The following is an 18,729-nucleotide window of genomic DNA, read 5'->3' as shown; positions in this document are numbered from 1 at the left end:
TTTAATTTAAAAAGCATCTCGTTTGCTTCGAAGCGAATATTAGAAACAAAACCTCACAACTCGTAATCCCATTTGAAGGATGAAACCATCACTTCGCATATTCAAACGCAAACATTGAACAATAATTGTCGAAAATTTAATAACTTAGTGGTCTGAAATGAACATCAAATAAATTGGAAAATAAATTTATTTTTATTTTCACTGTCCAAAAAGCTACTTTGTTGCGCTATTCCCTCTATATAGCGCATAACACCTTTCTCTTGATGGATTAGATCCTACAAAAGCGATTATCACTGATGCCATCACTTGCCTTATCTTTACATTCATCAAGTTAATAGAGAAAAACACCATGAACTCAATGCCACATGAACTTGTGTGGGGCGAAGTTTACTTCCCTCCCTTGTTGCTGGTTATTGCATTGGCTTACATGCTCACCATTTTGGTTGGAACCGTTGCAACAAAACTGGGACTCCACAAATACGTTGCATTTCCTGCGCTCGCTGAGCTAAGCCTAATTGTGATTTTTACTGGCGTTATTGGTCGATTCATTACCATATTTTGAGGCAAATTCCGTGATAAAACGTTATCTCATCACACTGCTATTACTGTGTTCCGCTGGCACCGTGATTTTCAGCTACTACCAATCATACTCTGACAACCCTTGGACTAGAGATGGCCAAGTTAGCGCGCACATCGTTTCTATAACCCCCCGCGTAACAGGACAAATCATCCAAGTCTACGTCGAAGACAATTCGCAAGTGAAACAAGGCGATTTGCTGTTTGAGATTGACCCAAGCATCTATAAAGCGGCATACCACAAAGCATTGGCGACTCAAAAACAAGCGGTCGCTCTGTTAGCAAAAGCAAAAAACGAAGAGCAGCGAGCACTTAAGTTAGAAAAGCGCACACCTGGCGCTGTACCTGTACTGACATTGAATAACCTAGACAATGCGGTGGAGACAGCCGTTGCCAACGTAGAACTCGCGAAAGCCAATGTTGAAGAAGCCAAGCTAAACCTTGATTACACAAAAGTTTATGCGCCAACGAATGGTTATATCACTAATTTGAACTTACGTGTCGGCTCTCAAGTCGTCGCTAACTCCCCAGTCGTGGCTTTGATTGATGAAGACAGCTTTTGGATCGAAGGATATTTCAAAGAAACGGATTTAGTTGGCGTTGATCCACAAGATAAAGCCTACGTGACCTTAATGATGCACAATGAAGCTGTGTTGGAAGGAAAAATCAAAAGCATCGGCTACGGCATTGCGAAGCAAGATGGTAGTACTGGTAACGATCTTTTGCCCAATGTGAACCCTAACTTTCAGTGGATACGCTTAGCTCAACGCATTCCAATTAAAGTGAAATTAGATCACTTACCGAAAGATTTTCAACTACGTGTTGGTATGACGGCCTCTATCAAAATCATCAAACAATAATGCGGTGGAATGTATGTTTAATGCCTCAACCAAAGAAGCAATCAAAGCTGCGCTGTCTATCGTTATCGCGATCTGCCTTGCCTTATGGTTTCAATGGGAGAAACCGTATTGGGCAGCGATCGCAGTCGCGGTAATGGCATTAAATGAAAGCTTCGCTTACTCGATAAACAAAGGTCATAATCGCTTATTAGGAACCCTCCTTGGCATCGGTTATGCCTTTTTCCTCATCACGACGTTTTCTCAAGATCGCTTTTTGTTTCTCACCTTCTTCACCTTGTTTTTAGGTGCGTGCATTTTTATGTCGAGCGACGAAAAGTATGGTTATGTGTTCTCTATCGGTTTTGCTGTGTGCTCCATCATCGCATGTATGGGAGGATTTGATAGTCAAGCAACGTTCCACTTCGCTGTTCTTCGCATGCAAGAGACTATTCTTGGTGTGATCACGTTTTCTGTTGTGTACCGATTAGTCTGGCCAGTCAGTACAGAACAAAACTTCATTCAACGTTTTGAGACCAGCAGAGAGGCGATGCTTAACGCTATGAAATCGCCCAATGATATAGATACTGAAGCTCTTGAGACCAACAGCGCCAACATAGAAAAGTTGTTCCAACTGGTCGGTTTACCACTTACTGGCAGCTACCACTTGAAAGAACATCGTCAGCTATGGCGTGCGCGTTTAAATGAGATGGCACAAATCCAAGACCGATTGCTAGAACAAGCAGATAAATCGCAAAGTCGTGAGATCGATTGGCCAACGCTAACGCAGCAACTTCAAAGCTTTGATATTAAAAATCCAAGTACGTCGCTCATTGGTCACGTTGCTTATGTCATGCAAAGAGAGAAAAACACGGTTTGGCATCACGAGCATCGAACGTTTATCCAGCATTTGAATGAAGACGGCAGAAAGGTATTGCAAGGTGTATCCATGTTCGTCACTTCTTTGTTGATCTGGATTTATCTGCCCGTACCCGGAGGTTTCATTTTTCCGATGCTAGCAGGCGTGTTCTCTTCAATCGTTCCTACTATGCCACCAAGCATTATTAAAGATGCATTTTTTGGTGTGATAGGCACTGGCACGGTGATTCTATTGCAATACATTTTCATAATGCCAATGATGACCGAGCTTTGGCAGCTTGGGCTATTCTACTTCATCAACATCATCGTAATTTGGAAGGTGTTTTCCACACCAAAACTGATGGTACACAGAATTCTAGGTATTAACTTATTGGTTGTCTTGACATCAGGAGCGCTCAATTTAACCCCAGCGTATCGAATTGAAACGCCCTTGCTGATGCTGGTAAACATTATGATCATTTTGATGATTGCCAAGTTGTTTACTGATCTGTTTCGTGTTCGCGTTACGGTCTAAGCGTCACCTCCGTTCTTGAAACTAAAGCCCTGCATTGCTTCTGCTATGCGGGGCTGTTTGTTTGTGAGCTAGCCATTATTCCTCCGTAACCCATAAAGCGAGGATAGTATCCATCAAAAGCGATTAACGGTATTTCTCTTCACCTCATAAAATCCTCTCATTGATTCACGAAATGCAATCGAAAACTCTGCATTCACAACGTCAATCACAGCAAACACATCTATCTAACTGAACAAGAAGTTCAGTGACACATTAACTGTCTGAGTCTCGAAGGTTTGAGACTATTCAGAGTGGAAACTGTCATGAGTTTTTTTGAATTACGCGCCGGCAAGATGTCTTCTCTTACTGTGCTCGCGAGCGCACTAATGCTTACTACCCCCACTTTTGGCTTCGCCGCTGAAGAGACGACGACCTACAACGAAGTAATCGAGCAAGGCCGAGCGCTGTTCGACAAATACGGTATCAGTCATGATTTACCAAAACTGGCCATCAGCTCTCTAGTTCAAGGCGAGCATTTGGTCGAGCATGCCCACCGAAGTGTTAAAATCGGTGATAGCGTTCGCGATTCGTCCGTCTACTTGGTCAAGAACACCGATAACAAAGGCAACATTGATCTGCGTATCAAGTACAACCCTGAACAACTCGATGAAAATGAAAAAGTACTTGATGAGATCGAAGCTTTCACACGAACAGAATACCGCCTTCGAAACTACGCGGAGAGTTTTGATCCGTCATCAGTAAGAGCCAAAGAGGATCAGAATGGTAATGTGATCATCAGTTTTAATTACTCAAAATACGGTCTTCCTCAAGATATCGCCTACTTTCGCTTTTTAAGCGTTGATATTGAGTTGGTTAATGGTGAACCGAAACGTATGGTCATTACCAACGATAAACCGTTCACACATCACAACTACCAAGTGGATTCTTACGATCAAGAGATCCTCTTCCAGAAGTTAACATCAGGCAAAATTGCGATTGCCAGTAAAAACACCAAGATAGTTGGTTCAAAGAAAAATAAACCCCTCGAAATGATGAGCAGCGTAAAACCGGTAGCGATTTATGAAGATAAGCTTGGCGTGCAAGTACTAGACGAAAAACGCTTGAATGAGGTCTCTGATCCACGCATGCAAGAAGCCAGTGTTAAGCTAGACCGAGTTTTTCCTTTAATGGGTGATATGGTTCGTCGTCAAGGTATCGATTTGCCTCTGCCGTTTGGTGTGTCGCTAGCGTATCGAAATCAAGATATGAATATTCCATTTAATGATTTCACGATTGAAGGCATCGGCCTTAATGAACTGTTTGATCCAGAAGACAGTGTGGGCATCGTGAGTGCTGAGAGCATGACGCTTCGTGGCGATGTAAACATCCTGCCATTTTGGAATGTATTTGGTTACATCGGAAAAGTTAATGTCGATGCCAATGTTGATGCCGCCTACACGGGTGAAGGTGGCCAGTACATAAAAGATAAGCTGAACGATAAACTGCCAGGATTAGGTGATAAGTTTTGCGATGGTTTATCTGCACTTTGTAGTCGCGGACGCTTAGACGTGCCGCTGCATTTGGAATATGACCTTCGTGGTATAGGTACAACCCTTTCGGTTGGCTATAAAGAGTTCTTTGCTTCTGTCACTGGTACCTATTCGCAAACTCGCTTAAAGGGCTTAGATGATTGGGGCGATGGTATTGTTACTGTACAGCCGATGTTGGGTTATCAACTTGTCGATTATCGCACGCAGTTCTTTGTCGGAGCAGAATATCAAGGACTGGACGCTCGAATGGACGGGCATGTAAAAAGTGGTGATATCGAATTCGATTACGACATTGGTGTAGATCTTAATCAATGGGCGTTTTTGACTGGTTTCAATAAGCAAATCGGCAAAAACTACAACCTGACCTTTCTCTATAACAAAGGGGAAACTCGAGAGTCAGTAACCTTAAATCTTGGTTACCGTTTCTAGCTCTCATAAAGAGCCCGCCCCTAGACGATGGTAGGACTGCATCCTACAAAGGCGATTATTGAAACTGTCACTGATGCCCTACCATTTGAGCCATCAATACAACAAGCCATCCAACCATTCACGGATTAATACCAAAGCGTCAGGACGTCGCTTGTTAGATGCCGTTTAACATTTTCGGTGCACGCACCAAATGACTTTTTGGACATAACAATGACTTTACTCAATCGCTCAACTTTAGCCATTACCATCACTCTTGCCTTAGCAGCTTGCAGTGATGACTCAAGTAAACCTAGCGTTCCTAACGGCCCGAAGCCACTACAACCCTTACCACCAGAGCAAATCGCTTTGGAAATTGGCGATGCAACCATTCAAGCGACCAAAGAGTCCCTCGTCATCACGCCTCTTGATGCGGATGAAAAACTGGCAGCGGTAGAGGCGTTCAAAGGTATCCAGTTTGCGCAAGCAGACCGCTTTCAGCACAGCATTGTGGCCCCACTTGAAGGCGATATTGATGCGACTCAGTTCGGTGATGCGTGTCCGCAGTTAAAAACCACCACACAAACGCAGTCAGAAAATTGTTTGAACCTAAACATTTGGCGACCTGCCGGGACAGAAGCGTACGCAGATTTGCCAGTTTATGTCTTTATTCACGGTGGAGACTTTGAATACGGCGCAGGCTCAGAACCGCTGATTCATGGTGATATGGTGGTTGCGCAAGGTGCTGACGATGGTAACCCGTTTATTGCTGTTACTTTTAACTATCGTTTGGGCTTGCTGGGCAGTGTTTGGGTCGATGGTTTGGACAACTCAGAGGGTGGTAACTTTGGCCTAGGCGATCAAAAACACGCGCTTGAATGGGTTCAACAAAACATAGAGGCATTCGGCGGCAATCCGCAAAACGTGACACTCATGGGGCAAGGTGCGGGTGCCATGTCGGTGGGAATTTTACAGCAATCAAAAGGCGATGCTGCAATCGCAGGTGAGCACTTTCAGCGTGCCATCATGCAAAGCAACGCGTACGGCTTTGAATATAAAAGTTACGATGTTGCCAAGAGCCAAAGGCCAGAGCAAAGTGTTGAAGATCTAACGCTACTACCACTTGAAGAGGTCATGAAGGTACAGAGCGAGATGCTTGATCCTATTCAACGTCTTAAGAACTGGGTACTGACCGCTGCGAATATTCCGGTTATAAGTCCAACACGAGACAACAGCCCATTAGCTACGTTGATGCCATTTGCGCCTTACATCGAGCATCGCCCACCAGCGTTTCTAGTGAAAGAAGTACCAGGCTATCACTTTACTGAACAAGCGATTGAGAGTGAATGGATCGTACCGACGGTAATTGGCTCAAACAGTGCAGAAAGCAATACTCTAGGCATGCTGCCGAGCCTGACATTTTTGATCCCAACTATTATTGAAATCTTGAGCCAAGAAGCGCCAGAAATCATTGAAAGTGGTGACGAAAACTTAATCGTCGAATACATGGTGGAGTGGCTAGAATCGGAAACGAACTTAAACCGTTTACGCACCGAATATCGTTCATTACTCAACGATTCAGCTTCGATTGAACTCGATCTTTCTGACTTATTGGAACTGCTGCCTAGCACCGCTTATGAGGCGATGACTAAGTTGTTCTTCGGTTTGGGGAACTCCGATTCAACAACGGAGTTACTTGCTCTGGCTGACTTCTTCCCCAACGATGAAAGCGAACTAAATGGTGCGACCAAAAACATGCAGCAATTCAAAACCACGTTGCATGATTTGCTCTTCACGGGTCCAAACCGTCATAAAGTTTCAACTGAAGAAGCAACAGGGGCAACGCCAAGCTTCTACTACTTTGACTACAAACCTGGATTCAACGTATGGACTTACAATACCAAAGGTGAAAATGGCGATCTCGACGTTGGCGATTTACTCAAAAGCATCAGTTGTATTGTCGGCGCTTGCAATGCATCGGAATTACCATTTGTGTTTAATAAAGCATTAAAGCTTGATGGTTCAAGTGTTCGTCCAGGTAGCAAAGACAAAGCAATGATGAACGAGCTCTCTCGTATGTGGTTTAGCGAACGTTTATTTGAGGACTTCCAATACAACAGCGCGACTGACCGAGTATTGCTGATCGATAACGATGGCGGTATTCAATCCACGCAAGACTGGGACAATGCTCATCACTCAGGCATCGATCCAAAACTGCGCCAAGGTCGCCTCAATGGTCTCGAGGAACTTGGGCTGATTCTGAGTCACATGTAACGTTATCTTCAGTCACTAAAAACTCGTTACCGAATACCTAAAAGCCAGTTCGCTGGCTTTTTTCATCCTTATTCCTTGAACATAATTAGGAAGGTTTACTCATGTTTCCTAACGCCATTCGTGCTCTGCTACTCTTTATCTTCGGCGCGCTGTTGGTTGGCTGTGCCCAGCCCTACCCTCAAGTTGAACCGGATTTTGAAGCCAATTGGCAAACTACTCAGCATCAAGCCGAAGTTTACTTAATTCCTACCGCTCCAGAAGCCTTTGCTCGTCGTGTTGAACTGGTAAGAAACGCTCAGCAAAGCATCGATATGACTTACTTTTCTTGGGAGAGTGACACGCTTGGTTTGATGCTACTCAATGAACTCAAACAAGCAGCAGATCGAGGCGTGCAAGTTCGACTCACTCTCGATGATTTATTGATTTTTAACGAGAAATGGCTTGCTGATCTCAGCGCTCACGACAACATTCAAATTCGTTTATTCAATCCGTTTGATTCACGTAAGTCAGGTTGGATTGGTCGCGTCGTCAACTTCTCTACTCACCAACAACGTTTGGACAATCGTCTGCACGAGAAGTACTTCAACGTCGACCATCAATGGATGATTCTAGGTGGACGTAACATTGGCGACGACTATTTTGGTTACAGCCGCAAAGCCAACTTCTTTGATATGGATGTCTTGTTCAAAGGCAGCATTATTCGAGCGTTCGCCCAGAACTACCAACAACTTTGGGACAGCGAGCATGTCACGCCAATAGAAAACATCGTTAACGTTACCCCAAACTATTCCGCGTTTACTAAAGCGCTTAATAAAGGTGAGAAAGACAAAAGCATCATTCTGGCTGAAGTTGAAAAACAGGTTAAAAAACTGACCAGTCCCGACTTCATTGCTGCGCAAGTCACCCCCGTTTTCGACTCATTAGACAAGTTAGAAAACAACAAACCCTACTTTAGAAAACGGGCAGAACACCAAGTTTGGCAACAAACAACCACTGCATCCAAAGCAGTGATATCAACGCCTTACGTGGTACCGAGTGATGGTGAATTTGCCTTTATTGATACCTTGGTGGAGCAAAAAGCGGACATCACGTTAATGACGAACTCGTCTGCTTCTAATGATTCTGGCTTTATTCCGGCTTATTACGAGAAACATCGCCAAACCCTGTTGGATAAGGGCGTTCATATACTTGAGTACAAAAACCAAGCGAAAAATGATGACCATTACTTCCATGCGGATACTTATTATCACAACAAGACGGTGATACTCGATGATCGGCTAACTTATATCGGCTCATCAAACTTCGACCCAAGATCGGATTTCCTCAATGTGGAATTTGGTGTGTTGGTCCAAAGCGAAGCCTTTGCAGAACATGTCATGCACTACTTAACCCGACAAAAAGATGAACTGTTTTGGCGAGTATCTCGAGATGGACAAGGCCAAACTCAGTGGCAATCAATGAATGAAACCCATACTAAGAATCCAAACTATGGTGTATGGCATAAGGCGCCTAACTGGATATTCAAGAAACTGAATGGTGAGTTCGAACTCTAAACAATCAAGACTTAAAAGGCTCTCTATCTGCAAGGATGAGAGCCTTTTTAATGTCCGCTAAAACTGCGTGCCTAGCGAAAAGTGAACACGGAATTGGTCTCCTTGCGGAGCATCTAAACCGTAAGCAAAATCCACTTTGACGGGCACGTATTTTGAATTCCATATCAAACTCAGCCCTGTACCGCTTTTCCAATCCACCCTATCGTTGAAGGCATCACCAACATCATAGAATGCCCCAAGCCACAGTTGGCTGTAGACCTGATATTGATATTCCAACCCAGCAGTAAACATGTAACGAGCACCCGTTAAATCGCCATTTTCGTCTCTCGGAGAGATGGATTCATAACCATAACCACGAAGATTGCCATCACCTCCCGCAAAGAAACGTAATGATGATGGAATATCGCTCAAAGTGTCAGCGACATTAATACCGACATTGGAACGAAAGTGAAACTTGTGTTTTTCACTAATATCCCAAGACAGCACACTGTTGCCTTCAATACGCAGCAAACGAGAATCGGAGAAAAAATTAGGGTCTGAGTATTCCAATGAGTAAACGTGACGGTGCTTTACTTCTAATTGATCGTTCTTGCGATCAAGTAGTGAAAATGTCACCCCCGGAAATAACAACTGTGATTCGTTATTCTCCGACGCTTGTCGATAACTTTCTTGCAAATAACGAACGTGCATGGTGCTTTGCCAATCACTGTCTAACTGCCAGTGTTTTTCAAACGATAAACCATTGGAAAAACTCGATGTGTCTCGATAGTCGACATGCTTAGATTCAAACTGAATCCCGTAGTAATCCGTCAGGACATTTTGGGTGGGAATTTTGTAGCCAAGTAATAGCGATTGTTCCGGTTTGGAAGCGTACGCTTGTGCCTCAAAACTGTGTCCACGTGCGTTATACCAAGGCTTGGTCCAGTTTAGCGAAGCGCGTAATCCCAAGTCTGTCGAATACCCACCACCGACTTGCACAATATTGCGTGAACTCGGCTCTGCGAGCACTTCTATCGGCACCTTATGACCATCGGATATCGCCTCGAAATCCGCTTTCACAATCACACTGCGAAACCAATCAGTACTGGAGAGATCGGCCTGATATTGACTCAATTTCAAAGTATCAAAATCGTCGCCCCCCTCAAACGTTCTCATCGCTTCTATTCGTGCCGTTTCGATACCCGACGTAAGGACAGAGAGCTCTCCAAATTGGTAACGAGAACCACTAGAGAAATGCAGATTCACATGGGCTTGATTCAAGCTTGGAATGACTTCCAAAGACGATTCGATAAAACGCCCATCTAAGTAACCTTTTTGCTGAGCCAATGAAATCAAGTTTCGTTTTAGTGTGTCGTACTCAGAATGAAGCAACGGCTGCCCTTGTTTAAGTTGAGCTTGATTGATTAGTTCGATGAAATCCTGATCGTTACAGGCCTCCCCCGACACGGCAAGGTTAGATTTTGCCACCAACATCACCTCCCCAGCGTCGACCTCAAGCGTGATGAGATCATTCTCGGATCTCTGAACTCTGAGCTCGGAATGATAGTAGCCATAAGGGTTTAATGCGTTATTAACCACCTGCGTTAGTCGATTTGAGGTAATGTTTGAAACAGAGAGTTTCGTTAGTGGTGTAAGGTGATTTTCAAGATTTTTCTCTAATCTTGGCGTTAGTCCTTTGATTTTAAATTGCGCTCCGAGTACATGATGTAAAGGGATAGAAGCTAAAACTGATATACCTATTATTTGTTTAATGAGAGGAGACACACCGCTACCTAGTTTAGCAATACACTCGACAAGGTTAATGATGGAATGACATATCAGTTAATCGCGTATGTAGGATTGCTCCCTACGAAATCCTCTCGAGAATTAACGTTTCACAAGTAGATTCTTTGAACAATAAGTGGGCTCAAGCTAGGAGGTGGCAAATCATGCGGTCTGAAATAGGTATACTGTTTGCCAAAAATACAAAACCCAACGCTAAATGGATCTCATCAAGCGTTGGGTTACATTGATAATGTGTTTTTTAATCTAAAAAGCGTCTGTTAGTAAAACTAGATCGAAGAACAGTTTCCTTTTTCTGCCATGTCGACTTTTAGTACTTCTGCTTTACCTTTGCTTTCGTCTACGAGTTCTACGCCCGCACCACCAACAAATACACCCATTTTAATGTATTGATTAACGAAATAATTACGGCCCTCTTCCGTTAAGATAGTTAAGTGATTTTCAGAAAACTCAGACTCTGTACTTACTTGATGTTCTTTATTGCCTTCGACCTCATGGTAGAAGAATACACCAGGAGCGGTTTCACCAATACATTCCCCATCGACGTAAACATACTTTTTAAGTGCTGCTCCGACAAAAGCATCTTCTCGGTAAATGTAAATCCCTGCGTTCCCCTTTTGAGGTGCTTCAAATGATTTCATTTGATTTGATACTGTCGAATCAACAGTAGGAACAGAAACACAACCTGACAAACCCAAAAGGAATGCGGAACACAGAATTACTTTATTTTTCATGTTATTAACCTAGCTACGATAAAATCGCGCCAACCATACTATAAATAAATACGTTCACTTATTGGTATTTTTGAAATTTGTGATTCAACCTATGCAATAGCACTCATTTAACGTATGGATTGAGCAAACATTAGCCATATAATAATCACGAGAATAAAATGCCCTGTATCTAACGATCACTAAATGCCACTTTACTCGCTAGACTGATAAGTAGAATACCTGAAACACCTTCAAGAGTTCTTGAATAACGCTGAGAGTGTGGACGACTAAATACCCAATTACCCACAGATGCGTACAAAACGTTACATGTCGTCGCAAGTACGCTGAACAGCAAGCCAAGTACTAATAATTGCATTGATGTTGAGCTTGCAGACGTATCAATAAATTGAGGCAGAAACGAGAGAAAGAATAGCGCTACTTTTGGATTCAAGACGCTGACGATAACCCCCTGAACAAACACATTTTTATTATTATCAACATTTTTGTTTTCAACGATTTTACTTTCTCCACGCCACATAGACAGTAATGACTGAACACCTAAATAAACTAGGTAAGCGGCCCCTAACCATTTAACAACGCTAAAAGCCAAAGATGAACTCAGAATTATTGCTGACAAACCTAAACATGCCGCTAGTGTATGAAAAAAGTAACCAACACCAAGCCCCAGAGCCGCTTTCAGCCCAGCAGATAATTTACCTTTCATTGTATTGGAAACAATATAAATTACATCAGGTCCAGGAATCATGTTGATAGCGAGACAAGCGACAACAAATAATAATAGTGAGTTTGAATCCATTCTTTTCTCCAAATTAACGTCTTGCGGGATAACATTTCATCGAACTACAAGTAATGCAACGTCCAGGTTTCAATTGGTTATATTTCGTATTAACAACACGTTACTAATACTACAGCACTGCGCGAAGAGCACAATCATGAACAGTGATACGAATTAAATTATGGGCCTTTGTTAGCCCTTTGAATGATAATATTTAGCATCATTTGGTTGTAAGCTTTTTCTAGCCAGCAGCTCTTATGGAAGTTAACAAATCGGCTACTTAGTATACTTAATAGACCGTCAAATCAGATAGATTATCTATTCTTATTTCTTCAAGCCTTTTGTGCTTCATTTTCCTGCCTCACTAAGCAGCAACTTAATACTTGCTACACCAAAAAATAACGCGAACACGCCTTCAAAAACTGCTTTGGATCTGAGATAGATTTGTCTGACCTTTTTATGCGCGAAAAGAAAAGCATAGCCAAAGAAAACCAAAGCACTAACCAGCCCCACAACAAAAATGACCGACAACAATTCCAACGGACTGGCCTTAGGAGGAACCCCTATCGAATAAAGCGCACCGAAAAACAGAATAGCCTTTGGGTTAGTTAAGTGAATTAACACTCCGGTTAAGTAGTTACCCTTCTTTGTCGTTACGTATGTTTTGGGTAACTTTAGCTGCTCGATGTTGCAGGCAGAATGTACAGACTTTAAAGCCAAATATAAAAGATAAAATGCCCCACAATATCTAAGAATTTCAAAAAGCCAAACATTGCTATAGAGTATGGTTGCGAGACCAAAAGCGGCTGAGGTTGACCAAAATAAAGACCCCGTTAAAACACCTGCAGCCAAATACCCACCAAAGCGCCGACCGTGGTTCATTGACGTGCCTGCTATCGCAAGAGTTGCAGGTCCGGGGCTAGCGATGGCAGCGATAGCTGATACGACAATCAGTGAATAATTTATCTCTTCCATTTTTACTCTAAGCCTCCAAATGGAGTTTTATCAACACTTATCGCGGAATACTCTATTGAACGTACATCAGAAGCGTAATACTGATTAAAACACCAAGTGTTACGAATCGAGTTGAGATTCTTTGGTATTTTACTGCTCCAAAATAACATCAAATCCGCCATAAATGAGACGCTTTCCATCAAAGGGCATTGGGTTATTGTCTGGACTCATTCGAGGATCAGCCATGATCCGCTGCCACCCTGAGTCCCGAACTTCTTTTGAAGGCCAGACTACCCACGAAAACACAACGGTTTCGTTGCTTTCAGCGTTAACTGCCATGGGAAATGATGTGATCTCACCATCTGGTACTTCACTCCCCCACGTCTCAACAACCTTTAAGGCCCCAAACTCCCTGAACATTTCTGCTGCTATTTTTGCGTGTGCGATATACTTTTCTTTATTCGCTGTCGGTACTGCAGCGACAAACCCATCAATGTATGACATAAGTAAACTCCTTTCATTGGAGTTATAACCATAGCTCAATAAAAAGAATGCACATGATGCCAAACCATAGAAACAGGTACGTAATACAGCTTGAGAGCTACATTCCTAGCTTGGACTTTATATGCATATTTGAAAGGTATGTGTTTGGATCAAGCTTGGTTAGCATATTTATAATCTCCAAAACACTCGAATACTCAATACGTTCCTCTTCAGCATGCCCGATCCCACCTATTGTAAAGTGAGTAAAGCGGTAATCACGATAAACGTTTTGCAGCTGGCTAGAAATATCTTTGAGTAATCTTTTACTGAGGGCGAATGCAGGGTATTCACTACTTTCTGAAAGCTCTGCTGTAGAGCCAATAGATACAATATTGCATTTATCGTTAAGTGAACCTAAAGCGTTAAGCTCATTGACTAAATTAAGATACCCAATCGGGCCAACATTCATAAACTCAATCAGTTCGCTTGTTGTCAATTCTGAAGACTCTCCCCACATCGACGCCAAATAAACGATGATGTCAAACTCTACACCTTTGAAGCACGTATAATCTGGTTTTTTACCGGGATCAACGTCAATACAAACAGAGGCGACTCCCCCCTCAACTAGCTTTGATCTAGAAATCGCATAAATTTCTGTACCCTGTAAGTTCGTAGCCAAGAACCTTCCTAGCCCTTTACTACCTCCAACGATTAAAATCTGCATAACCCTATTCCTTCGTTAAGGTTGTCTTTCATATTATCCGCCAAACTGTGCATTAGGCATCACTTTAACGTTTCTGTTGTTTGCTTCTAGCCCTACTTAGTTCTATCTTCAATTTCATCGAATGGTTCAACTGAAATACGCTCTGCAATTTCACTCATCTTCTTCATTTTTTCTGGGTTACTAGTTCCCCAAAACCGCTCCCAGTCTTCACGTGTTCGCCACTTGGCAATAGTTAAAACCTTTTCCGGTACATCGTAAGCACGAAGCATAAAACTACCAAGCGCCCCATCTACTGACTGATGAATTGAATCTGTCGTCGAACGCCATATATTTTGAAACTCATCCATTTTTTCACTTGGCACACGCCATTCATACACAACTCTAAACATAACACTTCCATTAAAATTTCTAGATTTAATACGGCAAAGTATCAGGAACACTAAGCCAGGTTAATAGATGAATAAAGCAACATAGTAGAGCGTAGAACAACCTAAAAAACAAAGCGTAAACGCTCTAAATCACTCCGATTCGATTAGTCATGCACACATTCAAAGATTTCGTATTGACGTTTAACATTGGCAGTTACTTTTCCCCAATGTGAGGCTTGAACTCTTTCCTGATGTTGCTTAAAAGAGGCTTTGTCGACGAACTCCTCATAGACATCAAAACGAAAAGGATTAGTCGAGCTTTGAGTCACAAGAAAAGTAAGGCAGCCCGGCTCTTCTAACGTGAGCCTTTTGTGAGTTACTAACGCATGTTTTACTAATTCTAAATCCTTTTCCGGAACTAAAATAAAGCCTTTCAATGTTACTTTCGACATATCATCCTCTCGCCCCTGTAACCTTTCGTTAAGAAGTAGCCAACACGCCCTCAATCTCAACCATCATATCGCAAATGTGAATCTCACATGAATTAAAATGCCACGTGTTAGGAATCTATTTCTAATGCCCTATCGACTTACGAGCATAAGGTTATCTCTACCCTTTCTTTGCCTTTACCGATGTTCTTGCGTTTTAATTGAATTTGGCCGACTTCTGATGTGCGCTTTAAATGAGTGCCACCGCAAGGTACTTGCGCAAACCCATCCACTCTCCAATACCTTCTTTCGCTCTCTTGATCGGAAAAGTCACTAATAATAACTGAATCAGAGTTAATCAAATCTTGCACATCAGTTTCAATTTCTTTCAATAGCGGGCCAATACTTTCAGACCACTCGAAATCTATGCGACTCTTATTTTCAGAAATATGCGCGCCTATCTTAACAATGCCTTCCCGACGCTGATAAAACATCTCGAGCACCACTTCAGCCGCAAAGTGTAGCTTCATTAAGGCGTATCTACGCTTCCAATCAATATTCGTAGTTACAATGTCACCAAGAGTAAAATTGGGAGAGGATTCCAATGTGTAAATAAGTCGAACACCTAACTTTTGAGCAATCAAAACCGGAATACCATTAATCGTTCCTTTATCACTCTCTTGGCCTCCAGACTCTGCAAAGAAGATAGTCTGGTCCAATTCAACCTTATTTCCGTCTACATTGGTCACTCTTGAGTTAAGTTCTGTTTGGTAGGGATTAACCCAAAATAATTTCTCGCTCATGCTGCTATCCTTGCAGTAAGTCCTATCCTTGATAGTACATTCAGTGACCACCAAGTCAATTCAAGAAACCTCGCCGTCAAGTGTAAGGCTGTGTATTGAGTACGAGCAGGCTAGATCTATTAGATGCTTTTAAGGCCGGGTACTAAACGCTGCCTAGGGGTTAGCTAACAACCCGTAAATTGCGGAATCTGAGACTACTCCATTCACTTCCCAACGCTGCCTTAGGAAACCTTCCTTTATAAAACCTAACCGTTCCAAGACTTTACCTGAAGAAGCATTGTCTGGATCTATCTCAGCCTCGATTCGACGTAGATTCAGTGTTTTGAAGGCGTGTTCGATTAATGCAGTTCCCGCCTCTAATACAATGCCTTTACCCCAGAAATGACGACTAACGCCAAAGCCAATTTCTGCGCGCCTAGACTCTTTCACGTGATTAAACAGCATTATCTTACCCAGAAGTTGGTCATTGCTCTTTAGGAAGATGCCTAGTGTCACTTCTGTATTGCTATTCATGGCCTGTGTACTCTTGGCTATAAATGTCCGCGCTTCTTCAATTGAAACCCAAGGGCCAGAGTTCCAATATTTCATGACCTCATGGTCTGAGAAGATGTCAAACAATTCGCTTGCATCATCTTCAACTAGCTCTCTTAGAATTAATCGTTCCGTTTCAATCTTTGTTACTAACATTTTGGGGTCAGCCTTTTGGTTTGTTATTGGTGACGAAAATCCAATAAAAGTGTGAGACACGTAATACAAATGATTTCGTATGAGACTTTTAAACAAGCTCAACGCACGACAAAAGCGCCACGTGTAACGACTCTGTATTGAAGCAAATTTTAGACATTCAAGTGCGTCAACAAGTAACCGTTGAACGCATCAAAGCTTGGGGTGAGTTGATCACAAGTCCTAAACTCAGGCTCAAAATAGTCCATATACTTTATTATCACTTAGTGACGATTTCCTTCAGTACTCTGGCTGGGTTGCCACCAACAACGACATTGTCTCTAAAACTCTTTGTAACGACTGCGCCAGAGGCTACCACCACGTTGTTCCCAAGTGTTACGCCAGGGTTGATTACGGCATGGCCACCTATCCAACAATTGTCACCAATGTTTATGGGCTTTGCTAGCTCTAAACCACTGTTCCTCTCGATAGGATCTAAGGGATGAGTCGCAGTATAAATGCCAACTTGAGGCCCAAGTAAACAGTTATCACCAAACTTAACTTCCGCAACATCCAAAATCACACAACCAAAATTAGCGTAAAAATTATCTCCAACGTGAATGTTGGATCCGTAGTCGCAATTGAAAGAAGATTCAACATGAATATCGTCCCCTGTTGTGCCGAACAAGCGCTTAGTTATTTGAACTCGCTTTTGTTTATGCTCAACGGACGTGGCATTCAATTTTTCAGTTAGTAACCTAGCGCTCAACCTTAACTTTAATAACTCTTCATCACTTGGGTCATAAAGCTCACCTGCTAACATTTTCTCTTTTTCTGACATAAAACTTGGACTCCAATACCAATTTTCTTACAACGCTACATTAAGTATGTGAGTAACGCTACCTCCTAAGCGAGGCTGTTCCACCACGAAAACAAAGCCCGACTTGAACCCTAGTCCTCAGCGCTATCACAAACTAGTGCACTACCACCACCGTTCTCACTAACTTATCACCGAGACGTTGCCTCTTTTTACCAAGAATGAAAATTGAGTCAATAAAACCGAAGAATGGAGTAATAACATTTCGAAAGAGCGACTGAAAAATATTGCACTTTTTACCCGTTCTTGCACTTATAACTGCAATGCCCAAAAGTTTTTTACCCACACTTTGACCATTTGGTAAACAATCAGAAAAAAGGTAATACGATACAGTCGCAGTTACTGCTGTAGCGCGCACAAGCTCTTTTTCAATACCGATTTCTAAGCCGACCCATAAAACGAGAGTAAAAATGCTAAAACTGACAAAAAGATCAATCATTTGTCCAACACACCTAACTCCCGGACTAGCCAAAACGTAATTTTCTAGAGTAAATTTTTCTGCATTTTTCATTCTAAAATTTGGACTAACAATTGCTTATTGGTGAACTAACATTATTGAGACAGTAACATCCCCACTAAACCTAATCCATACTTCCGCATAGTACGGTCGAATCTGATTTTTCTATCTTTTCAATATATTACCACGCTTGTTCTAAAGGCTAGATTGGTAATATTTCAACATCTCTTCTTGATTAAGCGCTTTACTTTCTAACTTTTGTTGATCTTTAAAGATTTGAGCTAATGAAGGGAGAATTGAGCGATTTACTTTATAGTCATCAGACCAAAGTTTCCCTCTCATCACCGCTTTCGCACAATGAAAGTACATACTCTCTATGACTATTTTGATAACAACCTTAGGATCTTTACTTCCATCGGGGCAAGCAGATATCAAGTTGGCGTCGGTGTGAATACTTGCGATTCCTTTAATACGGAGCACTTCATCAATACCATTTACCATCAATAACAACCCTACCTTGGGGTTACTAATGATATTTTTTAGACTATCGATACGATTGTTCCCCGAGCTATCAGGGAGCAACAATGTTGATTCATCTAAAACTTTTACGAAGCCAGGCTCCCCTCCTTTAGGAGAAAGATCGATATGCCCTTGTGAATCAGCGGTACTTAGAACTGCAAAATGGCAGTTATTAATTAATGTAATCGCATGAACATCCAGCACAGGCAGAGCTTTATTTTTAGCTCTCGCACTTGGCTCTGCGTAAATTTCTTTTAACTGCTCTATTGTTTTAATTTCACTCATTCAATGTTATTCCTTCACTATCGTATAATGCTTTGCTTGTAAGCAAGCAGTAACTCTGACTTCTTGTATAGGCACTAGACCTAACTCATCGTAAAAATACTACGAGTACAAGTTGTCTCTTTAATGCCTTGTTATCTGAAGATTTAAAGTTTTTCACTAAACTCCCCACACTGCTTACACTTATAACCATGCTTGTAAAAAAACAGTGGAAAACCCAGTAAAATAAAAACTAAGTGACCCGTCCTGATATGGGTTGACACTTTTTAACTAAAACGCTCGATGTACTTCATCGGGCGTTTTGTATTTTAAAG

19 protein-coding genes and 1 pseudogene are annotated in these 18,729 nt (G+C 42.1%); 6 read left to right on the top strand and 14 right to left on the bottom strand.

Annotated features, from left to right (window positions below; all coding sequences use genetic code 11):
* Positions 1-349: 349 nt before the first annotated feature.
* The 6 genes from R8269_RS11295 to R8269_RS11270 all read left to right on the top strand — a co-directional run bounded on the left by R8269_RS11295 (position 350) and on the right by R8269_RS11270 (position 8,566).
* Complete coding sequence (locus R8269_RS11295; RefSeq protein ID WP_005377106.1) at positions 350-562, top strand: DUF1656 domain-containing protein; 213 nt, start codon at positions 350-352, stop codon at positions 560-562.
* 10 nt (positions 563-572) lie between these two features.
* Positions 573-1,436 (top strand): HlyD family secretion protein, encoded by an 864-nt coding sequence (locus tag R8269_RS11290; RefSeq protein WP_193837337.1) that lies wholly within the window; start codon positions 573-575, stop codon positions 1,434-1,436.
* A 13-nt stretch (positions 1,437-1,449) separates the two neighbouring features.
* Positions 1,450-2,805 (top strand): FUSC family protein, encoded by a 1,356-nt coding sequence (locus R8269_RS11285; protein ID WP_318222539.1) that lies wholly within the window; start codon positions 1,450-1,452, stop codon positions 2,803-2,805.
* Between the two features lie 302 nt (positions 2,806-3,107).
* Entirely contained in the window at positions 3,108-4,763 is a 1,656-nt protein-coding gene (locus tag R8269_RS11280; RefSeq protein ID WP_193837336.1) for a hypothetical protein, read from the top strand.
* Positions 4,764-4,973: 210 nt separating this feature from the next.
* Complete coding sequence (locus R8269_RS11275; protein ID WP_193837335.1) at positions 4,974-7,013, top strand: carboxylesterase family protein; 2,040 nt, start codon at positions 4,974-4,976, stop codon at positions 7,011-7,013.
* A gap of 101 nt (positions 7,014-7,114) precedes the next feature.
* Positions 7,115-8,566, top strand: a complete 1,452-nt coding sequence (locus tag R8269_RS11270; protein WP_005377101.1) for a phospholipase D family protein — start codon at positions 7,115-7,117, stop codon at positions 8,564-8,566.
* A gap of 57 nt (positions 8,567-8,623) precedes the next feature.
* Here R8269_RS11270 and R8269_RS11265 read toward each other — a convergent pair whose 3' ends face one another.
* The 14 genes and pseudogenes from R8269_RS11265 to R8269_RS11200 all read right to left on the bottom strand — a co-directional run.
* The gene (locus tag R8269_RS11265; protein WP_238972253.1) at positions 8,624-10,330 is read right to left on the bottom strand and encodes an autotransporter assembly complex protein TamA; all 1,707 of its coding nucleotides are present in this window, start codon (positions 10,328-10,330) and stop codon (positions 8,624-8,626) included.
* Positions 10,331-10,617: 287 nt separating this feature from the next.
* Positions 10,618-11,082, bottom strand: a complete 465-nt coding sequence (locus R8269_RS11260; RefSeq protein WP_258476796.1) for a DUF2846 domain-containing protein — start codon at positions 11,080-11,082, stop codon at positions 10,618-10,620.
* 169 nt (positions 11,083-11,251) lie between these two features.
* The gene (locus tag R8269_RS11255) at positions 11,252-11,878 is read right to left on the bottom strand and encodes a LysE family translocator (RefSeq protein WP_005377098.1); all 627 of its coding nucleotides are present in this window, start codon (positions 11,876-11,878) and stop codon (positions 11,252-11,254) included.
* Positions 11,879-12,205: 327 nt separating this feature from the next.
* Positions 12,206-12,832: a LysE family translocator gene (locus tag R8269_RS11250; RefSeq protein WP_005377097.1), complete on the bottom strand. Its 627-nt coding sequence runs from the start codon at positions 12,830-12,832 to the stop codon at positions 12,206-12,208.
* A 129-nt stretch (positions 12,833-12,961) separates the two neighbouring features.
* Positions 12,962-13,315 (bottom strand): DUF1428 domain-containing protein, encoded by a 354-nt coding sequence (locus tag R8269_RS11245; RefSeq protein ID WP_005377096.1) that lies wholly within the window; start codon positions 13,313-13,315, stop codon positions 12,962-12,964.
* A 97-nt stretch (positions 13,316-13,412) separates the two neighbouring features.
* Entirely contained in the window at positions 13,413-14,018 is a 606-nt protein-coding gene (locus R8269_RS11240; RefSeq protein WP_005377094.1) for a hypothetical protein, read from the bottom strand.
* 92 nt (positions 14,019-14,110) lie between these two features.
* Entirely contained in the window at positions 14,111-14,407 is a 297-nt protein-coding gene (locus R8269_RS11235; RefSeq protein ID WP_005377084.1) for an antibiotic biosynthesis monooxygenase family protein, read from the bottom strand.
* 143 nt (positions 14,408-14,550) lie between these two features.
* Positions 14,551-14,838 carry a putative quinol monooxygenase gene (locus R8269_RS11230; protein ID WP_258476803.1) on the bottom strand — a complete coding sequence of 96 codons (288 nt, stop codon included), beginning with the start codon at positions 14,836-14,838 and terminating at the stop codon, positions 14,551-14,553.
* A gap of 137 nt (positions 14,839-14,975) precedes the next feature.
* Complete coding sequence (locus tag R8269_RS11225; RefSeq protein WP_005377082.1) at positions 14,976-15,617, bottom strand: alanine--tRNA ligase-related protein; 642 nt, start codon at positions 15,615-15,617, stop codon at positions 14,976-14,978.
* Positions 15,618-15,770: 153 nt separating this feature from the next.
* Complete coding sequence (locus tag R8269_RS11220; protein WP_258476804.1) at positions 15,771-16,304, bottom strand: GNAT family N-acetyltransferase; 534 nt, start codon at positions 16,302-16,304, stop codon at positions 15,771-15,773.
* Between the two features lie 256 nt (positions 16,305-16,560).
* Positions 16,561-17,121, bottom strand: coding sequence for a sugar O-acetyltransferase (locus tag R8269_RS11215; protein WP_005377080.1), 561 nt, complete (start codon positions 17,119-17,121; stop codon positions 16,561-16,563).
* A 133-nt stretch (positions 17,122-17,254) separates the two neighbouring features.
* Positions 17,255-17,668: an RDD family protein gene (locus R8269_RS11210; RefSeq protein WP_031778951.1), complete on the bottom strand. Its 414-nt coding sequence runs from the start codon at positions 17,666-17,668 to the stop codon at positions 17,255-17,257.
* A 141-nt stretch (positions 17,669-17,809) separates the two neighbouring features.
* Positions 17,810-18,418 (bottom strand): pyridoxamine 5'-phosphate oxidase family protein, encoded by a 609-nt coding sequence (locus R8269_RS11205; protein WP_005377078.1) that lies wholly within the window; start codon positions 18,416-18,418, stop codon positions 17,810-17,812.
* A gap of 143 nt (positions 18,419-18,561) precedes the next feature.
* Positions 18,562-18,663 (bottom strand): annotated as a pseudogene (locus tag R8269_RS11200) (DUF2007 domain-containing protein); the annotation flags it as partial.
* Positions 18,664-18,729 lie beyond the last annotated feature (66 nt).

It is taken from the genome of Vibrio sp. Vb0667 (assembly GCF_033391095.1).
Note: the sequence above shows the minus strand (reverse complement) of the source record. Positions and strands in the feature narration are given on the sequence as shown.